Annotated in this window: 16 protein-coding genes and 1 pseudogene; 3 read left to right on the plus strand and 14 right to left on the minus strand. The window is 54.2% G+C overall.

Annotated elements, in window-relative coordinates:
• The coding region (locus tag BHAP_RS07910; RefSeq protein WP_211279712.1) for a transposase at positions 1–431 on the plus strand (431 nt) is incomplete at its 5' end.
• Between the two features lie 313 nt (positions 432–744).
• Here BHAP_RS07910 and BHAP_RS07915 read toward each other — a convergent pair.
• The 7 genes from BHAP_RS07915 to BHAP_RS07945 form a co-directional block, all read right to left on the minus strand.
• Complete coding sequence (locus BHAP_RS07915) at positions 745–2,034, minus strand: ATP-binding protein (protein WP_169713194.1); 1,290 nt, start codon at positions 2,032–2,034, stop codon at positions 745–747.
• A gap of 502 nt (positions 2,035–2,536) precedes the next feature.
• Positions 2,537–3,571: a LacI family DNA-binding transcriptional regulator gene (locus tag BHAP_RS07920; RefSeq protein ID WP_158216459.1), complete on the minus strand. Its 1,035-nt coding sequence runs from the start codon at positions 3,569–3,571 to the stop codon at positions 2,537–2,539.
• A 236-nt stretch (positions 3,572–3,807) separates the two neighbouring features.
• Positions 3,808–5,298, minus strand: coding sequence for an MFS transporter (locus BHAP_RS07925; protein WP_094730208.1), 1,491 nt, complete (start codon positions 5,296–5,298; stop codon positions 3,808–3,810).
• 445 nt (positions 5,299–5,743) lie between these two features.
• Positions 5,744–8,137, minus strand: coding sequence for an alpha-L-arabinofuranosidase C-terminal domain-containing protein (locus tag BHAP_RS07930; protein WP_094730195.1), 2,394 nt, complete (start codon positions 8,135–8,137; stop codon positions 5,744–5,746).
• A gap of 494 nt (positions 8,138–8,631) precedes the next feature.
• Positions 8,632–10,779, minus strand: a complete 2,148-nt coding sequence (locus tag BHAP_RS07935) for a glycosyl hydrolase 115 family protein (RefSeq protein ID WP_158216460.1) — start codon at positions 10,777–10,779, stop codon at positions 8,632–8,634.
• A 330-nt stretch (positions 10,780–11,109) separates the two neighbouring features.
• Positions 11,110–13,383: a beta-galactosidase gene (locus BHAP_RS07940; protein WP_094730197.1), complete on the minus strand. Its 2,274-nt coding sequence runs from the start codon at positions 13,381–13,383 to the stop codon at positions 11,110–11,112.
• A gap of 27 nt (positions 13,384–13,410) precedes the next feature.
• Positions 13,411–15,567, minus strand: a complete 2,157-nt coding sequence (locus BHAP_RS07945) for a hypothetical protein (RefSeq protein ID WP_143248767.1) — start codon at positions 15,565–15,567, stop codon at positions 13,411–13,413.
• Positions 15,568–15,822: 255 nt separating this feature from the next.
• Between BHAP_RS07945 and BHAP_RS07950 the strand changes: the two genes are divergently transcribed.
• Positions 15,823–16,218 carry an HIT family protein gene (locus BHAP_RS07950; RefSeq protein WP_094730199.1) on the plus strand — a complete coding sequence of 132 codons (396 nt, stop codon included), beginning with the start codon at positions 15,823–15,825 and terminating at the stop codon, positions 16,216–16,218.
• 734 nt (positions 16,219–16,952) lie between these two features.
• Here BHAP_RS07950 and BHAP_RS07955 read toward each other — a convergent pair.
• From BHAP_RS07955 to BHAP_RS07990, 7 genes are all read right to left on the minus strand, one after another.
• Positions 16,953–17,693 carry an SGNH/GDSL hydrolase family protein gene (locus BHAP_RS07955; protein ID WP_094730200.1) on the minus strand — a complete coding sequence of 247 codons (741 nt, stop codon included), beginning with the start codon at positions 17,691–17,693 and terminating at the stop codon, positions 16,953–16,955.
• A 75-nt stretch (positions 17,694–17,768) separates the two neighbouring features.
• On the minus strand, positions 17,769–19,316 hold the full coding sequence (locus BHAP_RS07960) for a family 43 glycosylhydrolase (protein ID WP_244569354.1): 1,548 nt from the start codon (positions 19,314–19,316) through the stop codon (positions 17,769–17,771).
• 87 nt (positions 19,317–19,403) lie between these two features.
• The gene (locus tag BHAP_RS07965) at positions 19,404–19,730 is read right to left on the minus strand and encodes a hypothetical protein (protein WP_143248768.1); all 327 of its coding nucleotides are present in this window, start codon (positions 19,728–19,730) and stop codon (positions 19,404–19,406) included.
• 279 nt (positions 19,731–20,009) lie between these two features.
• Positions 20,010–20,978, minus strand: coding sequence for a family 43 glycosylhydrolase (locus tag BHAP_RS07970; RefSeq protein ID WP_094730202.1), 969 nt, complete (start codon positions 20,976–20,978; stop codon positions 20,010–20,012).
• A gap of 535 nt (positions 20,979–21,513) precedes the next feature.
• A complete protein-coding gene (locus tag BHAP_RS07980; protein WP_094730204.1) occupies positions 21,514–22,482 on the minus strand; it encodes a carbohydrate ABC transporter permease in 969 nt (322 codons plus the stop codon).
• A gap of 33 nt (positions 22,483–22,515) precedes the next feature.
• Positions 22,516–23,502: an ABC transporter permease gene (locus BHAP_RS07985; protein WP_094730205.1), complete on the minus strand. Its 987-nt coding sequence runs from the start codon at positions 23,500–23,502 to the stop codon at positions 22,516–22,518.
• Positions 23,503–23,639: 137 nt separating this feature from the next.
• Positions 23,640–24,125, minus strand: a complete 486-nt coding sequence (locus tag BHAP_RS07990) for a type 2 periplasmic-binding domain-containing protein (RefSeq protein ID WP_094730206.1) — start codon at positions 24,123–24,125, stop codon at positions 23,640–23,642.
• Positions 24,126–24,241: 116 nt separating this feature from the next.
• On the opposite strand from BHAP_RS07990, the pseudogene BHAP_RS07995 reads away from it, so the two are divergent.
• A pseudogene (locus BHAP_RS07995) lies at positions 24,242–24,724 on the plus strand (integrase catalytic domain-containing protein); the annotation flags it as partial.

Raw genomic sequence — 24,724 nt, forward strand, 5'->3', positions numbered from 1 at the left:
TCGAACGCAATATCCTCGCCAAGGTCAACCCCAGAAACCGGGAGTGGGCTGCGGACGCGCTTAAGGCCGTGTTTGCTATGGAATCACGCGACAAGGCGTTGGAGAAGGCGGAATCCGTCGCCAAGGAACTGGAGACAAGGAAGCTCAGAGAGGCTGCCAAATGCCTGCGCGAAGGCATTAGCGAGACGACGACCTACCTGCTCGACGACTATCCGAGGGAACATCGCCGGCGCATCCGTACGAACAACATGATCGAACGATTGAACCGCGAGATCAGGCGACGCACGCGCGTGGTCGGCTCGTTTCCGGACGGGCGGAGCGCGTTGATGCTCGTCTGCGCGCGCGTCCGCTACGTGACCTCGAACGAGTGGTCGACGCGCCGTTACCTCGACATGTCCCGGCTCGGTGAGAGCGTACCAGTAGCGAACTGATCATCGTCGCAGAGCCGGGCGAAGACCAAAGTGCGCAAGAATCCGGGCACTACCGTCGCAGCGGACGTGATAAAACAACCTCATAACTGAGATGAAAGAATAACGATCAACCTAAAACAGGTAGGATGACGCATATGGGCTCGGATACAATGCAGTATGCCTTCGAATCTCACCGCGCTACACGCAGAATCTATCCACAGCGTTCGTCGACGCGTACGGTTGCCAACTTACACTGTTCGCACCGCGTATGCTCCAACCGGCACAGTTTATTGTGATATCTCAATATCTCTTCTGTTATCAAAATAACTGAACATTACCACATTGCAAGGCTTTGAGAGTTGAGCAAAAAATCGTACACACTCATCGTTAAAATGCCATGCTCGTCATACATAGGCTTCATAACATCTCGAACTAACACGATTTTCTTAAATCCGTCATCTACGCCTAATAAGGACGCCTTTTCCTGTGCAACTTTCTCTTCAGTCGGCAATTGATACGCCGATTGTATGTAATACCGTTGACTACCCAGATTCGCTACGAAATCAATCTCAAGTTGTTTACGATAACTTCTGCCATCACGCTGCCCTCGCTGTTCGACCACACCAATATCTACGTTGTATCCACGCGCACGCAGCTCGTTATATACGATATTTTCCATAATGTGCGTCTGCTCAACTTGACGAAATCCAAGCCGAGCATTACGCAGGCCAACATCTTCAAAATAATATTTCTTAGGACTGCCGATATACTTACGACCTTTCACATTAAACCGCCGCGTTTCTTCAATAATGAAGGCATCTTCAAGATATTCAATGTACTGCGAGATCGTGTTCACACTAATTTTCGAATGCAGCACACTATCAAAAGCAGCCTTGATTTTTGCTGGATTCGATAAAGCACCAATAGACGAGGCAAGCACATCAACGAGACCATCAAGCTCCTGCGATCTACGAAGCCGATTACGAGCCATAATATCCTTCACATACGTTTCAACAAACAGGCTCTCCAAATACCGAGTTTTCTGCTCATCCGTGCGCATGGACACCATCAACGGCATACCACCATACACCACATATTCTGCCCACCCATGTTGTACATCGCCATCATACACTTGCATAAATTCAGCAAAAGAAAGCGGACGAACACGTACCTCATCGCCACGTCCACGAAATTGAGTCATTACATCAGTGGACAACATCTTTGAATTACTGCCTGTAACGTACACATCCACATTATGTTTACGCAACAATCCATTCAGCACACCATACAAACGCGGGGGTTTATCGCCGTGTAGTTCCTGATCGGAAATAGCATACTGCACTTCGTCCAATAACACATAGTATTGCCGACTACCAGTTATCCGAGACGTCACATACTCAGCAAGGCGAACCGGGTCACGATACTGCTCATACGCGAGATCATCAAGCGACACTTCAATAATCTGTTCATCATCCACACCTTGACTACGAAGATAATCCTCAAACAGATCAAACAGCAAAAAGGTTTTACCACAACGCCTTGCACCAGTAATCACCTTGATCATGCCATTATCCATCCGTGCAATCAACCTATCTAGATACATATCCCGAGCAATAAGCTTCATCGATCTTCCTTCCCTGCCTAGCCTTTTACACAACCCTTTTTGTATAGCCTGTAATCAATGGCAATACACTCGCCGCGTATGTTCGATTGATTTGCCACCAATTCTATTGAATTATAGTGACATAAATGTCATTTTTATTCAATAGAATCACTTTTTACTGAATAAAGATGACATTTTTACCAGTTTTATTCAATACTTGCAATAACGTAACAACTTTTAACTGATTCACAATCATCTTCGAGAACCAATATCACAATCAGCTCGCACGATACCCTCGGAATATCACATTACAGCACGTTTATTGTGATATTGCGGCGGAGGTCAGGTTAATTTCCGCCGCAATATCACAGAATTGGGCGGATTCCTGTGAGATTCCGGCGGAAAATGTCATAACTCCGCCGCAATATCACACACGAATACTCACGCGATGGATTGTAACGAGTCAATTCCATCGCATGCCCCAACCCAAGCGTGAGAGACCCTACATTCACACCTCACCTTATCAGCGACGACGTGTGGATTCACGCATGATGAGCTCGTAGTCAGCAGTAAGCCTCTGTGGAGCGCCGTCGTCACCTTCATTTTCGATATGGCGAATCAACAAATCAACTGTTTTGTGAGCCAGATCATCCAGATTGGTGCGAATCGTCGATAGTGATGGCACTGAATACTCGCTGTCTGAGATACCGTCGAATCCAATCATCGCAATATCATCAGGTACGCGCACGCCGCAGTCCGCTAGTCCACGCATAAAACTCAATGCGATTGTATCGGTAAAACAAAACACGCCATCGACGCCCTGATATCGCGCAGATTCAAGCATTGCGCGAGCCGCTGCACGCGACGGTTCCGGGTCCCACTTCGGTAAATGCAGGAAATTACTCGGACCAACCTCAATATCGGATTGTTCAAACGCGCGCAAGCATCCGAGCAGACGTCGGCCAACCACACTGGTAGCCATGCGATCTTCCACCAGCATCTCGTACGATGGACCAATCGCAACGATGTGTTTGCACCCAATGTTGATGAGATGGCGCACAGCTGTAAACGCACCGTCTTCACACGCCGTATTCACTGAATCGAAAACTGGGTCCGGTGAAATATCGTCGAGTAATACCATCGGTTTGCCATGTGACAGTGCGCGCAACTCCTCGTCAGCAACTTGAGCCGGACTGAAAATCATGCCATCACACAGCTGGCTCGTGACTTTTTGCAAAATTGCGATTTCGTTATCTTTTGAACTGGATGTCTGCTGGACGATCGCTTGATAGCCTCGACGTGCTATTTCGCGCGACATCGCTGCGCTCATTTCGGACGGATACGGTCGGTCGAGCTCGAAAATCGCAACGCCGATGATGCCGGTACGGCCAGATCTCAGCGATCGCGCGGACAGGTTCGCGTTGTAGTGCAAACTGGCAGCTACTTCGCGGATTTTCTTCGCAGTGGATTCAGTGATACGCGGGTCGCCACGCAATGCGTACGATACAGTGGCGCGGGAGACGCCGGCAGCTTTGGCGACATCGCTCATCGTGACCATAATTCCCATCCTTCGCTCGGGTGTAAACGGCATCCAACCGTGCCACAGGATTCATTTACTGTTCATCACTGTACGCCATAATCTGTTCAATCGTGTCAACCCGGCATCGCTGTGCGGCTGCGTGGCGGTTTTTGCTCACTGAGAGTCGCTCAGTGAGCAAAAACCGCCACGCAGAAGGATGAGGACGCAGGCACGCAGATATGCCACTACGGCAGGATAAGGACGAAGGATACCTGCTACCAGCACTGCTCGTAAGGTATGCCCGTGAGAGATTCGACAGTGCGCTTAGTCTCAGGATTGACGTCAGCCTTGCTTCCACCGTTGCGCAGTCGATCAATCTCACGCAGCACAATCGCATCGGTGCGTTTATCGATGATCAAATGCGCAGATACTATCCAACAGATCATCATCGCAACACCGAACGTACCGAGTAATACCGCGCCCAAGCCTATCCGCGCAGCCGTCGTCTGCGTCGCTCGCGTCGCATCGAAACCAACCGTCGCAAGCACTACTCCCACGCCGATTGTACCGATACCGGAACACAGCTGCCGCAGCGATGCTTGCAAACCCGCAAACGTAGCCGACCGGTAGCGGCGCGTGACCAGCTGGTCAATATCCGCGATATACGGAAACACAGCCCACGGTAAGTAGCCACACATCGCCTTGAATGCGAAGAACCACAACGATCCAGCTACCGCAAACACTGTCCATGCAACCGACGACAGCACAGACGAGCTAGCCAATAGCCATGCAACAAGCATCCAGATGACGCCTACTGCGCAACCCGCGTAGTTGATTGCGTACATGCGTCGCGGACCGAGTCGATTCACGCCGAAACCAAATAGTGGCATAAGTGGTAGCGATATGGCTGTGCAACCAAGTAGCAACGATGCGAATGCTGCCGTACGATTCCAGTCGTAGACGACGAAAAACACGAAAACCTGACCGAACACGTCCATTGACATTTGTACAAGTAGGTAGATTGTCAAGTGTTTACGGAATTCAGCAACGCGCAATGTGCTTGCATATTCTCGCATAACTTTGCCAGCGCGACGCATCCAGCCAATCGCACCGATGCGAGCTTCGTGGATTTCACCGCGCGCATACGCTCCGAAACCTGCCTGTTCGGGGGTCATTTCCCATGTGCTGTGCCAGCTAGCGAACACGGCAAGTGAGAACAGGATCGTCGTTGCGATGATGAACGTCATGTATCCGGTTGGACTGTTTTCACCAGCGATGGCAATGGCGGCACCGCCAACGAGCGGAACGATCGTTCCCGAACCGGTAGAGATGAACAGACGAACGGTGGATAGTTTGGTGCGACTGGTGAAGTCGGGGGTCATTTCGCCGGGTAACGGATTGTATGCGGTTTGAAACAGTTGCGCGAGTACGACCCACAGCACGTAGGCTGCTGCGTACACGGCGAGCGGTTGGCCGGGTATCCACAAGAAAATGCCGAACAGAATGAGCGGTGCTGTAATGAGGAGAAGTAGTCGACGACGACCGAATCGGCGGCCAATACTGTATCGGTACAGATTATCGTCAGCGACACCAAACAGCAGTGCCGCGACAGCGCTGATGAATGCGCTTAAACCAATCACTGTCTGCGATGTACCGATAGACATGCCACAGAATCGAGTCCAGAACAGTGACAGATATGTAGCGATGAGGGTGAGCTGACCGCCACCGTAGAAATCACCAATACCGAAACCGATGGCCTGCTTCATCGTAATTTTGCGTGGTTCAGGCGCAGCAGCCGCAGCACGCAGGGCCGCACTGGTGCTGCTGGTGTGGCTATTGGAGGATTGCAGGTTCTTACTTCCATCCTGACGATCAGTCAACACATACTCCTTACAACTCTCGCTCGTCTCCTGCTCCCTTCCCCTGAGTAGGCACCGAGCCAGCTATCCATTATCCCGCGTGGCAGAAAACGCTCGCTGAGCTATAGGTCAGCGAGCGTTTTCTGCCACGCACAGACTGCAGTGGCGGTTTTTGCTCACTGAGACGCGCTCAGTGAGCAAAAACCGCCACTCAGACAACGATGCAGTCACCCCAAACACGACGGCGCGGACAGTCATCGGTACGACGGGACGACCTGCTGTCTACACGACAGAACAACCCGTCTAGACAGCCCAGCTGTTAGAACACCGAGATGATGGCAGCAGCTGCTACTTACTTAATCGCCAGCGTAGTAAACGACCACGCCGGAGCCTCATATGTACCGTTCACGAGACTGACGTCGGCAGTCGTCGGCGTAGTAGGCGACGCAGTACCAACCTTGTCCTGTCCAGCGTACGGATCGTCGCCGGAGAGCACTTCAGCAGTGACCGTTGCACGAGACTCCGCAGTTACGCCAAGCTCGTCAAGCACCTGCGTCAAATCAACGTCAACCGCATCCGGCAGCGCGTTGACAATACGCACGTAAGTGACACCGGCAGCGGCGTCGCGCGATACTGTCACCGTGCGACGCGGTTCATCCGGGTTCTCGTGACCTTCAGCTACTTGTGTACCGTTAATATACAGCGTCATTGACTGACCGCGATCAGCAACGTCAATCTGTACATCCCATACCGTGCCAGGACGCACCGCATCCATTGACGTTTCCGTACCGCCGATATTGTAGCCGCCGCCATCACGCACAAGACCGAGGCCGAATCCACGGCCGAGCGAAGTCTTGTTGAAGTTTTTACCGGTAACATCGCCGGACTCAATCTGTACACCCCACATACCGGTAAAGTACGTGACTTTCGCACGAATCGTGTACGCTTCAGCATCCAGATTAACGTTCAAATCAAGCGGACCATTGCCACGGTAGCTCACACTCGGCAGATCAACGTGCGTGCCATCCGCAGTCTCAATCGAGAAGTCTGCAAAATCAGCGTGCGCACCACCGCTCAGCCGCAGATGAATCGCAGTTGGCAGATCGCGACGGAACGTGGTCGGGCCAGTGACCGCAACCGGCCACGCAGTATCAGCAGTAGTAGTCGCATACATGCGCTGCACCCAGTAGCTGTACGGCAAATACGTGCGCTCGTTGTCGAAGTAGATCAAGTCAGGGTTCCAGCTGTGGTGACCGTTCTTGGCGAACAGCGGCGCGTAGGATGCCATGTGCACCACATCGCCATTGAGCTCCATACGACCCATGAACGCGGCTTCAGACAAGCCGTTGATCAGGCCCGTGCCCCACGAACCGTATTCACCGAGGTAGACTTTCGGTCCCTTGCGGTCGGCGTTGTCGTAGTGGTCGAGGTTGTGGAACCACCAGCTCGGCGCTTGATACGAGTGCTCGTCAACGATCGGAATGTTCGCCTGGCGCGCGTACGCCCAACCCTGCTCGTAATCTTGGCCAGACGGCGCAGGGCCAACCGTACCAACAACCGTGATCTCAGGATGCGCGGCCTTGACTGCGTCGAAAATCTGCTGGAAGCGATCCTTAAACACATCATCGATCAGATCTTCGTTACCGATACCCAAGTATTCAAGGCCAAACGGTTCTGGATGACCCATCTCGGCACGCTTGGCCGCCCACGGGTTTGTAGCTGGGTCCGCGTTGCAGAAATCAATCAAACCAAGGACTTCATCGATGTATGCAGGCATGTCTTCCTGTGCAACCGGCACCGGTCCTTGACTCGTGTTCTGGCAGCTCACGCCGGCCGGCAGCACCGGCAAGGGCTTGGCGCCGATGGTCTCGCACAGGCGGAAGTACTCGTAGAAGCCGATGCGGAACGACTGGTGGTAGCCCCACAAGTTGAAGTTGTGCGGACGGTGCTCGACGTCGCCGATGGTGCGATCCCAGTGGTACATGTTGCTCATGCCCAGGCCATGCGTGATGCAGCCGCCCGGGAAGCGCATAAACCGCGGATGCAAGTCAGCGAGCGCCTTGACGAGGTCTGGACGGAAGTGTTCGAGACCGTTATACGTGGTGGCTGGCTCACAGCTTACGAAATCGAGATCAATAACGCCGGATTGCGGGAAGCTGATACGCAACGTACCTTGCGTGGCAACGACCGGCTTAGGTTGATCGCTGGTTGTATCAGCCGATGCGGGGATGGTGAGGGATTCTTCCAACCATGCCCAGTCACCGCCGGCGCGAGATGCGGGCGCGGTCAGGGTTGCTCCAGCGAGCGGCTTACCGTCGTCGCCGATCAGGGAGACGTGTAACGGTAACTGTTCGCCGTGAGCACGAGTCCATACGGAGACATGATAGGTTTCGCCAGCACGGAATACCATGCCGTCGAAGCCGAGGTTTTCGAGAGCGGGAGCACCGCCTTCAACTGAGCCGATTTCAGCGACTGCGTAATGCGGATTCTCGATTGCTACTGGTTCGCTTTCGCGCACGCCGAACGCCGCGAACGAGCCGGACGGCACTATCTTGCGCCATGCAGTGTAGTTGCTCCAGTCGGGCTGATCAGCACGATTGTATTCAAACGCGCCATTCTGCACGAGCTCACTATTCAAGCCACCATCGCCCGAATAGCTGATGTCTTCGAAGAAAATACCCCACAAATCGGTGCTGATTTTGCGTACACCGTTTTTGTTAAGGGTCGCAACAAGCTTGTCAGTCATATCAAACCCCTTTGGTTGTTCCGCGTAGTCGATTAGCTTGCTTCGGTCAGCTCATAAGAGGCATTCGCCCGCATGCCAACGACAGGTAACGGTCAATGATTGATTTATGTACCGATACATATACTACCGGCTGACACACAAACCACAACTATACGATCGCTTCGGTGAGTCCCTTACAATAGCAACGTTTTCAGTATCTATTTACCGGTATCACTATTCCTCGATGTCTCCGTATCGATACAAAAAGCAATCACAAAGCAACTCCTTCTCACACTGTTACGCCTCCTACGACACCATCCGCAAGCCCATTATCACCACCGCACAGTGCGTGACAGTGCGCGGCAACGCACGTCAGTGCGTGCGGTGCGCATCGGTACATCGGCGAGCATCGGTGCGTGGCAGATTTCGCTCACTGAGAGGCTCATAAGCGAGCGTTTTCTGCCACGCACCATCACGAGTGGCGGTTTTTGCTCGCTAAGAGCATGCTCAGCGAGCTATTTCTGCCACGCGCGTTTCATCGCTTGGAAAATCTCGTCGTCGCTCTCGTGATTCTTCACGTTAAGCATCACAATCACATCGCGCCACTGCTCGGCATAGTTAAACACATGTTGCCAGCGGTAATAATGCGGGCCGTCACCGCGATTACGTAAGTAAGCCATGAGAGCCGCACACACTTGCGCCGAAAATTTTACGTCAACCTCGCAATCGTTGGCCCAGTAGCCTATCCACACGCCATGCTCACGGTTACGCATCGCCTTGTCGCCAGCCGTGAACCGTTCTCGCGCAAGTCCTGCGTGGTAGAACGCGTGCAGGAAGTCATCTGCGAGCGCCTCGTTGACTGCCGTGCACAGTAACGTCGTGCCCTGTGCACATTCGCGATAAATCTGTGCAGCCAATCCGATCGAGTCACGAATAAGTCGCGCAGCATGTATATCGCCACGATCTTCAGCATCGAGTGCGGCACGTTCGCAGTCGCGCGCGAGTTGCGCATAACGAGACAGTGCGGCGTCAGCGATGCGTTGCACCGTTGCAATCTGCTCAGTAAACGAACCGCGCACCAGCCATTTGAGATCGTCTTCCTCACCGTGATCGCCCGACAGGTAGTGCGTAGCAATCATGCGCGGCATGTATACGTAGAACTGTTCGCCGCAACGCTGGTCCCATGCGTCACCGAATGGTTCGGCAGCATCCCAGTACTCGCGCCACAGACGTGCAACAGATTGCGCAGACTGCTCGCCATAGTATCGACAACAATAATCGACCAGAAATGCGTCAACTTGTCCGGGAATATCGTTGGCACCAGTCTGATCAGACTGTATAACGGTACAATTACTACTATTCAATCGACCATCACGCCACAGTCGTGCGACAAGATCAAGCGCAACTGTGTGCGGTTTCACGTTCGAGCAGTTGATAATCCACAGCGAGTCTCCACCGTTAGCTAATACCTCACCGAGTTCACGAGTGACTTCGTCGGGTGATTCGGGCATCGGCGTGATGTGGTTGGCTGCTTGCAGATCATAGAACGAGACGTGATAGTAGATACCGTTTGCGCCAGGTCGAGCAGCGGGATCATCACGACGCGGCATGGCTGGTTCGCGCGGGTCCCAGTTACCGTTACGACGTACCATCATGCGACCGTAACCGTTATCAGCCCAAATTTTGATCACATCATCAGGGAAGGTGAGCAGACCCTTGCGGTACAGTTCGAGCGCTTCAGAATACAGATATGTACTGATCGGAGCGTTGGGATCGGCGGCACGGATGAGATCGTATTCATCTCGCATTGCTTCAGACAATACTCGGCCACGGTCTTCATCGGTTTTGTAACGCTGGTCATCGTTCCAGAATGCACCGTCAGAGTTGCCTCGCAAGCCGATTGTCCAGACTACTTTCGGATCATCAGCCGATGCGCAACGTTGCGAAATCGCTTCGCTCCACAATGCTTCGTATTTGTCGCGATCTTCAGGCCAGCGTGGCTTGACTCCGGGATATGCTTCCGAAAACAGTCGCGCGCCGAGCGGAGTCGCGTGATGTTGATTCACGTACAAGCCCATGCGATGGGCGAGGCCCCAATGTGGTTCCTCATTCTGACCAGAGCCGGGGATAACAAGATTGCCTCCGCAACGAAGCAACGTTGCGAATACCATACGCCACGTCAATTCGTTATCGTTGCGAATATTCCACTCCATGAGGAGTATTTCATCGTTCACGAACCAACCGCGGTAGCGTACAGCAGCCGGCTTCGATTCGAGTTGCGCGTCATCTGGCAATTCGATCATGTGAGCATAGTCGGGCCGCTGATCATTCCAGAACCAGAAATCTTCAAATCCAAGCCATTCGCGGCTGATCGCATACAAACCGTAAACACAACCCAAATCGTCCGCACCAGCAACGATCACCTCGTTGGCAACCGAATCAACCGTCACTTGATACTGTTCTACAGCCAGTGAGCGATCATAGCGAACCACGATCTCGGCCGGCGAATGTGAGTCTGAACCATTCACATCGCCCAACTGATCGCACACCGTACGCACATCATGCGTCAAATCTTCAATTGCATATGTCACTGCTACGGGAGTCTGCGACACAGTCTCGTCGCGCCAAACCACATGGGATGATCCGTTCAATATAACTGACATTATTATGTATCCTTTTTGCATTGTCTATGTATGTCGTCGCTATCGCACAGCAACGTGCGCGACTACGTTGTTCTTCCAGCGCAGATGCGTGATGGTGCAGTGTGATATTCCGGCGGAAAGTTCACTGATTTCCGCCGGAAAGTCACAGAATTAGGGCAATTTCTGTGATATTTCGGCGGAAAGTTCACTAATATCCGCCGGAAAGTCACAGAATTAGGCCGATTTGTGTGACATTCCGGCGGAAAACGAAACTCTCTCCGCCGCAATATCACACAATGCATGCAACGCATGTCTGCGGACCTTCATCCGGCAACATCACACGTCGCACGTTCAGGCAGCTGTCTTGGTTTCAAGAACCAGCACAGCAAAAGGCTCGAGCATGCGCGGACCAGCGGCTACATCCTCGTCAGACAGTAGATCATGCCCAGCGAGTTCACCCGGCAAATCAACGCGAACACGCTCATTCGCCGGATTAAGCACGAACGTGAACGTCGTGCCGTCGTCTGCGATACGCCGTGTGACCTCAAGCGTGACCGTCCGACCGGAACCGCGATCATCCGAAGCATCAGCATCCGAACAACCGCAGACCTCAGCTGGCTGATCGACCGTGCCGACCAACGGCGAGTCAGTCAGGCCAGCGATGCCAGTACCGGCAAGCACTGCATCAACGAATAACGGCATGGCCGCATCGTCCGGGAACGTCGCAGCATAGAAAACACCGCCATTGCCCGCGCTCGGACGGAACGTGAAAGCGGGCGTACCAACATAGTATTCACTACCGTAAGTAGCGAGCACCTGTGTGCCTTCATCAGGTTCAAGCACGTCGAACAACACGCGACCATGCGGGCTCGCGACCTTATTCAGCTCATGTGCAACAGCGGCTGATTCCTCAGTGTAGTCCGCAAATCGCAACGGCACCACAGTTTGCTCTGGGTCAAGCGCGTCGGTTTCCTCCGCCCACACGCCGGTCAGATCACGCAGCGGCACCGGAATCTCACCTTGGTAGAGGCTGTCATGCTCATCGGTCAGCGCGCTTAACGGCGTAAGCAGCAGTCGGCCGCCGCCGGTTACGAATGCACGCAGCCGCGTGATCACCTCGTCCGACATCATGTACAGGCAAGGTGCGAGCACCACGTCATACTGGTCGATCGCATCGTACGAACTGATGATATCAACCGCAACGTTGCGACGATGCAGTTCCGTATACCAGCGCTGCACTTCGGCCACGTAATCCATAGAGATCGTTGGACCCGCGGACAGGCCGATCGCCCAGCGCGACGGCCAGTCGAAGATCAGTGCCACGCGAGCCGGCGCCATGCGGCTGCCGAGAATCCGACCAGACACGCGCCCCAATTCTGCGCCCAACTCGGCGCACTCGCGGAACGCGCGCGTACGGTTCGTACCATCCGAACTGATTACCGCGCCGTGGAATTTCTCACAGCCGGACCGGTTCTGACGCAGCTGGAAGAACTGCACCGTGTCCGCGCCGTGCGCCACCGCCTGCCAACTCAGTTCGCGCATCTGACCGGGTCGTTTCTGCGTGTTGTACGCCATCCAGTTCTGACGGCTCGGCGTCTGCTCCATGAGCATCCACGGGCCACCGCCACCCACGCCGCGCATAAGCTCATGGCAGAAGGCCACATTCGCAGGCGGCGTAGTCGGGCGCGGGTAGGAATCCCACGACACGATGTCCACGCCGCTGGGCACCGCAGCACCGTCAGCAGCCTCACCAACGCTCGCCCCGCCGAAGCCGGAGCGCCAACGGAAGTAGTCGTACGTCGGGAACGTGCCCATCATGTTCGTCGTCACCGGGTTGACCGAGTCGAACGCGCGGATCGCCGCCTTCTCCTCGTTGTACGAGTCGAGCACGCACTCGCCGTAGAACCGCTGGTAGTCGAGCGAATATCCGCCGAGGATCGCCTTGCCGCCCCAACTGGTCATGTCACCCAACTCGTTCGGCGGGAGGATCTCGTCAAAGCTGTGGTACGTGTGGCTCCAGAACGCGCTGTTCCACGCCTCGTTCACTGCCTCAATCGTGCCATAACGGCGTTCCAGCCAAACGCGGAACGCTTTCGCGCACGTATCACACCAGCACATGCCACCGTATTCGTTGCCGACATGCCATGCGACGAGATTGGGCAGACTGCCGTATCGTTCGGCGAGTTTACCGGCGAGCGCAACCGAATACTTACGGAAGGTCGGACTGTTGATGCAAGCGTTGTGACGTTCGCGGTGGCGCATTTTACGACCCTTTTCGTCAACACGGTTGACGTCGGGGTGACGCAGTGCCATCCACGCGGGCAACGCACCGGTGGAGGTGGCCATCACGATCGACATGCCGGACTTGGAGACGGTGTCCACGATGCGGTCGAGCTTGCTGAAGTCGTACTCGTCCTCGCTCGGCTGTAATTGTGCCCACGAGAACACGTTGAGCGTGACCTCGTTGATACCCGCTTGCTTGAACAGGCGCATGTCCTCATGCCAAACCTCTTCCGGCCACTGCTCGGGATTGTAGTCGCCGCCGTACAGCATGCTGCCCTGCGCAGCGATACGCTGCGCGAACGCGGCGGGCAGATTAGTACACGTATTGGTATCGCTTGTCATGAACAACTCCTTTGTTTTACTCGTGTTCTATTTCGCCGACTGCTCAGCTTCCAGCATGTGCCGCACCATAAAATATAGTGCCCAATCCTGATCATTCGCCATCGGATCAGCAACATGCGTGCGTTCGCCGTTCACAGAGAACGGGAATACGTACGCGCACGAAGCCGTACCTTCAGGGAAGAACATCTGTAGTAGTGCGCGATGAGATGCGATTGCGCGACTGCGGTAGGCAGTAACCGTTGCGTCACGTTCGTCCGAAACTGTATCCTCGACAGCAGTAACGCCGTCAAACTCAGTATCGTTATCCCCACGCACCTCAGTCAGAGCAGCTCCAGCCGCATCGTCATCCGCAAACTTGCTAGACGAGAGCAGTTTCGCCGCCAAATCGAACAGATTACCGGTCAAACCGCTCCAATAATGCGGGAACGTGTCACCGTATTCCTTGAGTTTGCCGAACCAGAAACCATCCCAGTGACGAATCGCAACTTCGTGAAGATACGCGTCTGGCTGGCATCCGTTGAACTGATCGAGGACATGCAACTGCTCAAATCCAGCACGCAGCAGCTCTCGGTCGCCGGTTAACGCAGCCGTCTGCAATATCACGCTCGTGGCTGGAGCGACAATCGACTGCTCGTAATTGACCTCATGCTTCGGATAGTGCAATCCAAGCGACGCCAACTCGCGCGCGTGACGAACGAACAGGTCGCGCATCTCGTCACGTAACGCAACCTCGCCGGCCGCGTTCAGCTCGTCGCACAACGCGAGAACCGGCAGTTCGATCGGATAGAACCGGAACGAACCCTGCTCGTAGAACCAGCGAATAATGCGACATGCGATCCGCAAATCCTCCACATCGCCGCTCAATCGGTACAGCTCGACATACAACGTGGCAAACCACGGCGCGTTATACAGGCGACGATATGAGTTGTCGCGCGGCGCGTCATTGAAGACTTCACCCGTCGTCGTATCGACAATCTCGCGCTCGACGAACGCGCGGTAGTCACGTAGGCTGTCGGCAAGTTCGTCGCGCAAACTGGCAGTCGGTTCGTCACCGCGGAATGCACGAAAGATATCAGACAGATCGTCGCCGCTGCCGTCCGAAATCACACCACGATCAAGCGCGCGCAAGTACGCAGCGATCAGCAGTCCCATACCAACACGTTCGCGGCCGGCGTTATAGTCGTTGATCACATTGCCCTTGTCGTCGCCAGCATAGTAATACTGACGACCATCTTCGTTATCATACGGCAAATATGCGCCCTTGAGATGCTGATCTGTGCCGCGATACTGCTGATTGTGCGCGATGAACCGTGTGCGTCGTGCTAGCAACTCGTCAATCGGCGCGGAGACGAACAGACGCGTGCGCAACGTGCGATCGCCGACTTGGATGGTGAAAATGCGTTCACCAACGCGATCGCGATAGACGTCGTGCGTATGGACATCAGCCTCGTTTGGCGTGTAGGTGAATGTATACGTGCCATCGCTATTGGCAGATGCGGGGATGCCGTTGACCGTGACCGAATCGGTTGCCGAGAGCTTGAACGATGGGCGGATAGTGAGCGTGACAGATTTGCCGGGGAATGTGACAGTGGTATTCCATTGTGCGTCGATAAAACGACTGCGCGTGGCAGCTTGCACGAAGAAATCCTTGCGTGAGGCGCATGGGAAGATTGTCCATGAGATCGTGCGCGTTTGACCGGGAGCGAATTCCATTGCTTCAGGATGAAGCACGAAGCAACCGCGGTCGTTGCTGTATTTGACAAAATCGCGGCTCGTGCTGTAGTCCGCAATCGCGCCTTCAGTGAAGACGAGGCCGAGGTGTGGTGCTTTGCCGCTCATGCGCAGGGCGAGTACCCAACTGCAAGCGCCGCCACAGAACAGGTGGGCGTTGCAATGATGTTCGATGGAATAATCGTCGCCGGTTTCGTCATAGTAGCGATCTTCGAGCGGCAGTGTGATGCCAATGTCGCCGACCGCAGTGGTAATGGTTTTACTAGTGGCATTGCCGAGCTGAACTGTGGTGACAATCGTGTCGCCATCGCGCAGCATGTGGACGGTGGATTCGATGCCGGATGGGGTGGAGACGGCAGCGTAGGGATGATCAGGGCGCAGCCAGTTCATGCGTGAAGGATCGTCGGAAAATCGTATCGTTACGTCTCCCGGATTGCCTAGCTGGGATTGCATAGATGCAGTGTCTGCATACGGCGGTATGACTGGGGAATTCTTGCCTAACGAGTACACAATTCGTTCCTTTCCTAGGGACGTTTTCGACGTCTCTGTCTTCAAAATCGCAACGCTGCGATTCTATATGATAGGAATGACCGGCGCAACACAGCGACGTGACTCACACCCACCCGCACCCGAGAAGTATAATCAAAAGATGCAAGAGGACGGCTCCGGCAACACCATCCCACACTCGAAGTAGAGAGGAAATCAACGATGAGCGAATGCATATTCTGCGACATCGTTCATGGCGATGCACCATGCCGGCTAGTCAAGGAGTCAGAACTGGCATTGTGCTTTGTGTCGATCGACGATCGGCCCGACTACCACCTTCTGGTCGTGCCAAAACGCCATGTAGTCAACATCCTCGACTGTGATTCCCAATCCTTGCGGGCGGTGATCGAGCTGGCGCAGAGCGTCGCACGCCACTTGGTCGGGGACTGCGAGTTCGACGGGGTGGATCTGCTCAGCACCTCGTTCGCAGAAGCCCAATCGGTGCCTCATTTCCACGTACACCTACTGCCCCGCGCACATGGCGACGGATTAAACACATGGCCCGACTTGCCCGAGCGTGCTGTCACGCTGGACGAAGTATGGCGCCGCACACGCTAGCATCGTGCCACGGTTTCGCACGCCAACATCACCGCCCGGCCATTCTTTGAGTACCGGGGATTCTGGCCGTCACCACCTCTCCATCCGAGCATCGGTGAGGTGGTGTTCGGAAACTATTGATGGTTAGGGGTTTGGACGGCCCCGTAGCGTGACTCGTGGCGTGACGCAGTACTGGGGCAGGCGCGAGCGAGGCACGCGATGGAAAATAAGGAGGTTATGCCATCGCGTGAACAACATCATCATGAGATGGCATATCCGCAGAATGCACCATCTCGTGACCGAAAAATACACCCTATCCAGCTCACGCGATGGTAAGAAACCGGTATCATGCCATCCCGTGAGAAAACACGCAGTCATGCAATGGAAAAACGCACCGAAATACCATCGCGTGACCTTGCTGCATCAATGAACGCTCATTGAGAAACAATCCACAGAAACAATCCACATAACACCTCGCAAGCTAACGAGCTTAGGCAATTTGCAAACTGAGAGGCAGATTTTGAAGTTTGCACGGGTCAATTCGCAATCTGAGAGGCAGTCGCGTGCAGAGTCATGCCAAATTTATACCCCCGAAAACCCGTTATGCGGAGGGCAAAGCACAATTTGGACGTAAACACTGCCTCTCACTTTGCAAATTGACCTCTGCAGAGGCGAAAATCTGCCTCTCAGTTTGCAAATTGCCGTCTCATAACGCATAACAACACATAACACCCCAAGCTTCACCCAAATTCCCATCACATCTCACGCAAAGTCCGGCGAATAACCGGTGCATAAAAGCGCTCAATCGACGGAAAATTAGGATGCGTGCCACTCGGTTGTGATTCAGGGTGCGGATAGGTAATGGTCTGCGGAGTACCCGGCAACCCGTCGGAGCCAAGCTCATTAAACGAGTACGCCACACGATCAGCCGCACGACGCGGATCTAAATCCGTTGAGCCGAACACATCAGCCACGCGAACACCCCACTTGGCACAGGCATCAAGCTCAATCGCACGCAATGCCAACTGAATCGGCCACTGACGAGCGCTCAGCTTAGCCACCGCTAAATACACAAGTCGCGCATTCGGCCAACGCCGGCGAAACTCGCGAATAGTCAGTTCAAAGCACCCAGCGAACGTGTCAGGGTCATAAGCTGCTTCGTCACTACCCGCCCCACCACGATCATCACCCCACGGGCGAACCGTGCCAAGCCGTGACAGTACGCGAGCAAACGCATCATTCGTGCCACCGTTGAACAGCACCACATCGGGCGTTGGCGCGTCCGATGGCATTTCGTCACACTGAAGCATGATCTGTCCGCCAAGATCAGCGCTTTTCAACTCACTCGGCAATATCGTCGCCCCATTGCGGGCAAGCTTGATCAGCCGCATGCCCTCCGCATCGGCGACCACATCCGCGCACGACCGCTGCTGATACAAATGCCCTGCAACAATACTGTCGCCGAACGCAGCCATCACTTTGCCGGTACATTCCATATTGAACTCCCCTTCCCGCACAGCACAGCCGCAACACAACCCAGCCACAACACTATCGGCCCGATACCATCAACATTACGCTTCATACCGCTGCGCACGCACCCCCGCGAGCGTCACCGGCACCGCGTTGATCAGCGGTACCTCACCCGCAGCAATCGCCGCATCATCAGGATGCGTATAGGTGAACTTCGCAATACGCACCTCGCGCTTGTTACCGTTCATCAGCTGCTTGCCAACCCGCGCATCCACGCCACGCGGACGCATCGCATCGTCAAGGAAGCAGTGATACGCGATGTACCAGTCGTCCGTACCGGGCACTTGCAGAATCGAGTGATGTCCAGTTCCGCGAATGCCCTTAGACGCATCCTGTACCAGCATTTCACCGCGATACGTCCACTGCGAACCGTCGCCTTCCATGCTCGGCGCGGTCGCATACGCGATGCGATACCATTCACTACTCGTGTCGTCGATCGAATACGTGTAATAGTACGTCCACACGCCCTTATAGCAGCGCGCATGCAGATACGACCCCTCGCGAATGCCGCGCGTCGCATCGGTTTCTACAATCGTGCCGGGCACAATCGACATCATGTCGTCGGCAAGTTCAGCATACATGCCGGGGCTTTGTCCCCACGTAATCCACCATTTTCCAGTGCGAGGGTCCTCGAATACGGCCGGGTCAATGTCACCAGCGACCACGCCATCATGGTTGAAACCAGCGAGCGGCTGTAGTTCGTAACCGCCGTCGATACGGTCGGAGATCGCCACGTTAGTTTGATTGGTGCGATCAGCGCGGCCATGTCCAGAGAAGTACAGATAGAATTTGCCGTCGCGAATGGCAAATCCCGGCGCCCACGCGCAACTGGTGCGGTCGGGCAGGATATCTGTCCGTCCTGACCCGTCGAGATGTTGATCTTTGAGATCGACAACAACGCCGCGATCTTCCCATGTGACCAGATCGTCGGATGCGAAGCAGTGAATTTGCCAGCCACCCCAATCTGCGTAGCCGTCGGTGGTGGGGAAGATATAGTACTTACCACCGTACGCGACGATTTGCGGGTCGGCAAAGTATCGCCAGCCGATCTCACCGGTTGAAGTGGTTGCCCCGACGCCGCGTTGTTCAGCGCCCCGGTTACCGCTGATACGTACCGGCGTATCAAGTATGGCAACACGCACGATAACGGGAATGCGAACGAGCTCGTCGTCTTTGTTGATGATGAGCGTGATGTTAATCGGGTTGCGATAGTCACGAATGGCGTTTAGTTGTGCGAGTACAGCAGACTGCGACGACTGGACTGTCTCGGATGATTCGTAACCGTTGCTGGCTGCATCGTATTCGATAGTTGCCCACGGTTGTGTGTGATATTCAAGTGCTACGTTAGCGACGTTCGACTGTTCGCCGGTGTGCGGATCACTCCAGTAGTCGAGGGTTACGTCGATCGCAACGTTACTATCGCCAGCGTTGCGTACGCGACTGGCTAGTACTTGACCATCGATGGTACCTGTGATCGATAGTGAATCTTCGACGATACGTAGGCGTTCGTATGGTCCACCGTCACCGTGGATACCGTTACCTCGTACCATGCGACGTTCCGGATACTGTGGCAAATCTGCTGTTGACATGATGATACGTTCCTTCCGAATGGTGACTGGCAGCAGTGTACCGCTGAGCATGCTCTCAGCGGTACATTTCTGCCAGCGTATCGTAGATTACGCGCGTAATAGTTCCGCACGATGTACGTTGACGAATGTATCGGTGCCACCGCGGCGGCGACCGCTCTTCTCAATCCACAAGCCAGTTTCGCCCAAGGCTGTTACGGTTGCTACATACTGACCTGCCGCCAGCGGCATACTTACGAACAGTAGTCCGTCGTAAGCGTGTGCTGCATACGTATCGAACAGACGAGAGCACACTACGGTTCCGTCCGCAGCACGCAAATCAATACGAGCGACACCACAGTCTGGCCCGCGATGTCCGATGATTGCGAGCCGCGTGTTACCAGTGCTGTCAGCTGAATCATCAACCCCAAATCGCAACGATGGCCACACTCAACGCGTAACTTTTATATGGAAAAGCGCGCGGATGGGTAAAAAAGGAAAACCCCGTCCGCGCGCGCTTCGGCAGCTCGTATGATAATCAACGTACGACTGGCAGTACGATCAGTCGCACAGTCAAATCATGTGATGTGTGTGATGTCGACGGTTCATTACGCAGTTTGCAGCGTAGATGACTGTACAGTCAACCGTACGCTTGGACATACAAACGCACAGGATCGTAACGATGCGTATCGTCACACAACTCACATAATCGCAACGTTACAGCTGATTATCCCACTCATCATGCCACTCGAGTAGCGCCTTACGGTCGCCAATCTCGATTGGTAATGTGACGAGTTCAGAGTTACCGAGGTCCTTGTTATTCCAGCGGTCGCCGATATATAGGAACCGCGTGGCGTGATAGTCATCGCGCCCGGCAGTTGCGTCAGCCGTGTCGCCGCTGGACGTGGCCGTGTTTCCAGCCGCCCCGTCGAGTGGCACGATAATATCGCACTGCGACTCAAACGTGCGCGAACCCTCCGGCGTAAACGGCTGCCAGTCACTCCACGGACCGTGCAGGTCAGTCGCAGTCGCATACATGTTATCGTTGCAATCCCAGCCGGTCAGCTGCGAGCCAAACCAGTAGTAGATACCGTCTCGCTTGACCATAATCGGCGACTCGTAACCGAATCGGTAGTTCGTGCCGCGCAAACAGACCACATCCTCGACCACCGACAAATAATCCTCAGACAGGCGGTAAATATGCGTGCCGTGCGGACGATCTTCCGACAGAATGTAGCCGGTGCCATCCTCGTCTTGGAACACGCCAATGTCACGTGACTCGTAGCCACGGAACTGGAACGTAGACAGGAACTCGAACGGTCCGGTCGGCGAGTCGGAGATCGCAGTACCGATATGCGCGTATCCATAGTTACCTTCGCCGTCAACGTGCAGATACATGACGTATTTGCCGTCCGACGGGCGACGCATGACTTTCGGCCGCTCAATAATGCGCTTCGGTCCGGTGATCGAACCCTCATCTCCGACCGATAGGACCGTACCCTCGTTTCGCCACGTTGCGAAATCCGTGGTGGTGTAGCAAGCGACGCCTTGGAAAAGGTTGCCGTTGTGCTTGATTTCGCCGTATGCGTACCAGCGGTCGCCGAAACGCTGCACGCCAATGCCGTGAAGCTGGGCGACATTACCATCCGTGTCACGGAACAGCTGGACGCCGTGAAGTATTGCCATGATTATTTCCTTTGGATTGGTGATGAATGATGACTTACGGTTGTCACATATTATATGACGGGCTTTATCGCAAAACATGTGTTATATCGTATGCCAAAAGGAGCATGGGGGTTGCGGGCTCGACTGTGGCAGAAAGGCGTTCTCATTGACTTACGGCCTCCAAAAGGCTCTCAGGAGGCCGTAACTCAGCAGAAAGAACACACTCTCATTGAGTTACAGCCTCCAAAAGACCCACAGAAGGCCGTAACTCAGCAGGAAAAGCACGCTCTCATTGACTTACGGCCTCCAAAAGACCCTCAGAAGGCCGTAACTCAAGGAGAACAGATAGATAGCGCTCAATTAAGGCCTTCGCTCAGGCTGACGCGAAGATTCAACATTGCCTCCGGGCTGCGGACCATATTGTCACAGCCCTGCGCTCGTCGGAAAGTCTTCTTTGATGCGTTGCTTGCGGCGAAATTGTTTGCTGCCTTCGCTCACCTATCGGCTTGCTCAGGCTGGACCTACGGATAGTCCACAGAACTGTCCACTTAACGGATCAGCCCTTCACCGCACCAATCATTACGCCCTTGTTGAAATACTTTTGCAGGAACGGGTAGAGTACCAGCAGCGGCAGCGTGGAGACGATAATCACACCGTACTTAATCTGGTTAGCAAACTCGCGCTGCTGCAACAGGTCCATACCGCCCGAACTCTGACCAGTCATACCCGTCTGGTTCGCAAGCAGAATGGAACGCAACACGTTCTGTAGCGGTAACTTATCAGTATCTCGAATGTACACAAGACCGGTGAAGAAGTCGTTCCAGTGGCCTACGAAATAGTACAACGCCAGCACTGCAATAATCGCAGAAGACAGCGGCAGCACAATTCGCAAGAAATAACCCCAGTATCCGAGGCCATCAATCTGAGACGCATCATGCAAATCTTCAGGAATCGAAGTCTCGAAGAACGAACGTGCAATAATCACATTCCATACCGAAACTGCAGTCGGCAGAATAAATACGAGCCAGTTGTCGAGCAAGCCAAGCTGCTTAAATAACAGGTAGTTTGGGATCAAACCGCCCGCGAAGAACATAGTGAACGTAAGTAGGAACAGGATCACACGCCGAGGCTTAAATTCACGCCGAGACAGTGCAAAAGAAAGCGGAATCGTCACCAACATATTGAGCGCGGTACCAACCACCGAATACACGATCGTGTTCATGTAACCGGTCCAAATACGCGCGTCAGCGAATACTTTCGCATAACCACCGAAGCTGAATCCGACTGGCCACAGAGTTACTCGTCCTTGATTTACCGCAGTTTGATTCGATACGGATGCGATAATCACGAACCAGATCGGGTACACAACTGCGATAACCGCGAGCGTTAAAAGCGCCCAAATCACAATGTCGACGATCCAGTCGCTCACCGTACGCTGCTGGCGAACTTTTGGATTCCACGGAATGTCTTCGGCGCTTGTTTTCGGCGCGAGGGAACCAGATGGCTGTAATGTTGCGCTTGCCATAATACTTGCCTTACCTTTCCTTGAACTCGCGCGTTAGAAGATGCTCGTGTCGGAGGCCTTCTTCGAGATGATGTTTGCCATCACGAGGAAGAAGAAGTTAACGAGCGTATTGAATAGGCCGATAGCGGTTGCATAGCTGAACTGGTTGCCGAGAATACCGATGCGGTACGTGTATGTTGAGATGACTTCGGATGCGGACAAGTTCATCGAGTTCTGCATGAGGAAGACTTTCTCGAAGCCGACGTTCAACACGTTACCCATGTTCATGATGAGCATGATGCCGACTGTTGGCAGAATCGTTGGAATATCAACGTAACGAATGAGTTGGAGTCGGCCAGCACCGTCTATTTTTGCAGCCTCATACAAGGCAAGATCGACCGAGGAGAGAGCCGCAAGATAGATGATGCAGTTCCAGCCGGCATGCTGCCAGACTTCGGTGATCCAGTAGATCGGTGTGAACAAGTTTGCCTCGGCGAGCAAGTTGGAGTTCGGGAAGAGACGACCAATCATACCAGTGTTCGGAGAGAGGAAGATGTTGATCATGGTCACGATGACCACGGTCGAGATGAAGTGCGGCAGATACGTGACAGTTTGTACAAATGACTTGATTTTCGTAAAGCCGATCTGGTTGATGAGCAGTGCGAGGATGATCGGCACAATGAAGCCCATGACCAGCGTCCACAGCGAGATGCGCAGTGTGTTGGTCAGGATGTTCATGAACATGCCTGATTTGAAAAACTGGTTGAAGTATTTGAGTCCCGCGAACGTGCCACCCATAAGTCCTTCACGCGGATTGAAGTTGAAGAATGCAAGACGAAGGCCATACATTGGCACGTATGCAAACAGGGCTACGAAGCACAGACCAGGCAAGCTCATCAACCATAATGCACCGTAACGCTTAAAATGACGGGCGAGCTTGACACCCAACGGCGCTTTCTTAGCTGCTTTAATATTATCGACAACGCCTGAGTTGCCGCTGCTCATAGACACGGATACCGTGTTCTTACGAGATGCAGACATTGATAATTCCTTTTTTTGAAAACGATTGGCATGGCAAGGGCCGGGCGGGGCAATGCCGAGGCAATCCCCGTCCGGCCCGGTCTTGATGACATCGAATCAGCTGATTCGCGATCCAGATCTTTAGATCACTTGACAGATCACTTAGTGTAGGTGTCGTACCACTTCTGCCACAGTTTGACGTTATCGTTCAAGCCAAGGTTTTCCAGTTGCTTGACGTAAGCATCCCACTCTTCGTCAATGCCCCCCTTGGTCATCCATTTGCCAGTTGCCTGAATGGCAGTGTTCATGATCTGCGTGTTGTTATTCGAGATCGTAGTAGAGTCGGTTGCATCCGGGCGCACGTAGTCAGGCATATAATCCTTGACTGGGTCGAAGTGGGAACGCTGCTCTTCGAACGCCTTGTTGACTTCCTGAATATCCTCGGCGTCATAATCACCCTTGATGGTTACTTCATCCGGAATCCAGCCAGCAAGACGATCAGCGAATGCAGGCATCTTGTTGTCAGCCTTGAGCTGCTGCATTTTCTCAGAATCTTCAGTGTACGTATGGTTTCCATCATCGGTAAGCGTCACACCGAAGGAACCAGCGAACTGTTGAACAGAGTACTTCTCGGAGTATAGCAAGTCAGCAACCTTGAGCGCAGCATCCCGACGTGACTCACGTTTTTTGAGCGCGTAATGGCTAGTGGTGCCTCATCGGAAATGAGCGCGAACGGTACCGGTCCTGTTTGGCTTGTCGTATGGAAGGCAAGATCAGCATGGCGACGAAGCGGCAGGTCACCCTGAGGTTCAGGGACGAGTACATGAAGGCATCGAAGAAGGACAAGGGGCGCATCCTCGACGAGATGTGCTCCGTGCTGAAGATCGGCAGAAGCACCGCGAGGCGCAGGCTCACCGAGGCCGGCACGCAGCCGCGCGAGCTGCCGGCGGCCAGGAAGACACGGCCGAAACGGTATTCGGAGCAGTCGCGCGAGCTGCTGGTGCGGGTGTGGCTGATGATGGATCTGCCGTGCGCGAAGTACCTCAAGCAGATGCTGCCCCTGTGGCTGCCCACGCTGAGAGCCCGTGGCGAGCTTGCCGAGTACGACGGGTTCGCGTTCAACGAATTGATGGCGATGAGCCCGGCCACGATGGACCGGTACCTCAGGAAGACGAGGGACGCGGCGCGTCCGAAGGGCCTGGCGGGCACGAGGCCCGCGTGCGAGCTTCTGCGCAACTCGATC

Origin of the sequence: Bifidobacterium hapali, assembly GCF_002259755.1 — a bacterium.
GTDB lineage: Bacteria > Actinomycetota > Actinomycetes > Actinomycetales > Bifidobacteriaceae > Bifidobacterium > Bifidobacterium hapali.

What these genes read in the sequence shown, in the direction of transcription:
- BHAP_RS07970 (WP_094730202.1), bottom strand. Translation starts at nt 20,978, where the DNA reads ATGGCAATACTTCACGGCGTCCAGCTGTTCCGTGACACGGATGGTAAT.
- BHAP_RS07925 (WP_094730208.1), bottom strand. Translation starts at nt 5,298, where the DNA reads ATGAAGCAGGCCATCGGTTTCGGTATTGGTGATTTCTACGGTGGCGGT.
- BHAP_RS07960 (WP_244569354.1), bottom strand. Translation starts at nt 19,316, where the DNA reads ATGTCAACAGCAGATTTGCCACAGTATCCGGAACGTCGCATGGTACGA.
- BHAP_RS07980 (WP_094730204.1), bottom strand. Translation starts at nt 22,482, where the DNA reads ATGGCAAGCGCAACATTACAGCCATCTGGTTCCCTCGCGCCGAAAACA.
- BHAP_RS07935 (WP_158216460.1), bottom strand. Translation starts at nt 10,779, where the DNA reads ATGTCAGTTATATTGAACGGATCATCCCATGTGGTTTGGCGCGACGAG.
- BHAP_RS07985 (WP_094730205.1), bottom strand. Translation starts at nt 23,502, where the DNA reads ATGTCTGCATCTCGTAAGAACACGGTATCCGTGTCTATGAGCAGCGGC.
- BHAP_RS07920 (WP_158216459.1), bottom strand. Translation starts at nt 3,571, where the DNA reads ATGGTCACGATGAGCGATGTCGCCAAAGCTGCCGGCGTCTCCCGCGCC.
- BHAP_RS07940 (WP_094730197.1), bottom strand. Translation starts at nt 13,383, where the DNA reads ATGACAAGCGATACCAATACGTGTACTAATCTGCCCGCCGCGTTCGCG.
- BHAP_RS07930 (WP_094730195.1), bottom strand. Translation starts at nt 8,137, where the DNA reads ATGACTGACAAGCTTGTTGCGACCCTTAACAAAAACGGTGTACGCAAA.
- BHAP_RS07950 (WP_094730199.1), top strand. Translation starts at nt 15,823, where the DNA reads ATGAGCGAATGCATATTCTGCGACATCGTTCATGGCGATGCACCATGC.
- BHAP_RS07915 (WP_169713194.1), bottom strand. Translation starts at nt 2,034, where the DNA reads ATGAAGCTTATTGCTCGGGATATGTATCTAGATAGGTTGATTGCACGG.
- BHAP_RS07945 (WP_143248767.1), bottom strand. Translation starts at nt 15,567, where the DNA reads ATGCAATCCCAGCTAGGCAATCCGGGAGACGTAACGATACGATTTTCC.
- BHAP_RS07955 (WP_094730200.1), bottom strand. Translation starts at nt 17,693, where the DNA reads ATGGAATGTACCGGCAAAGTGATGGCTGCGTTCGGCGACAGTATTGTT.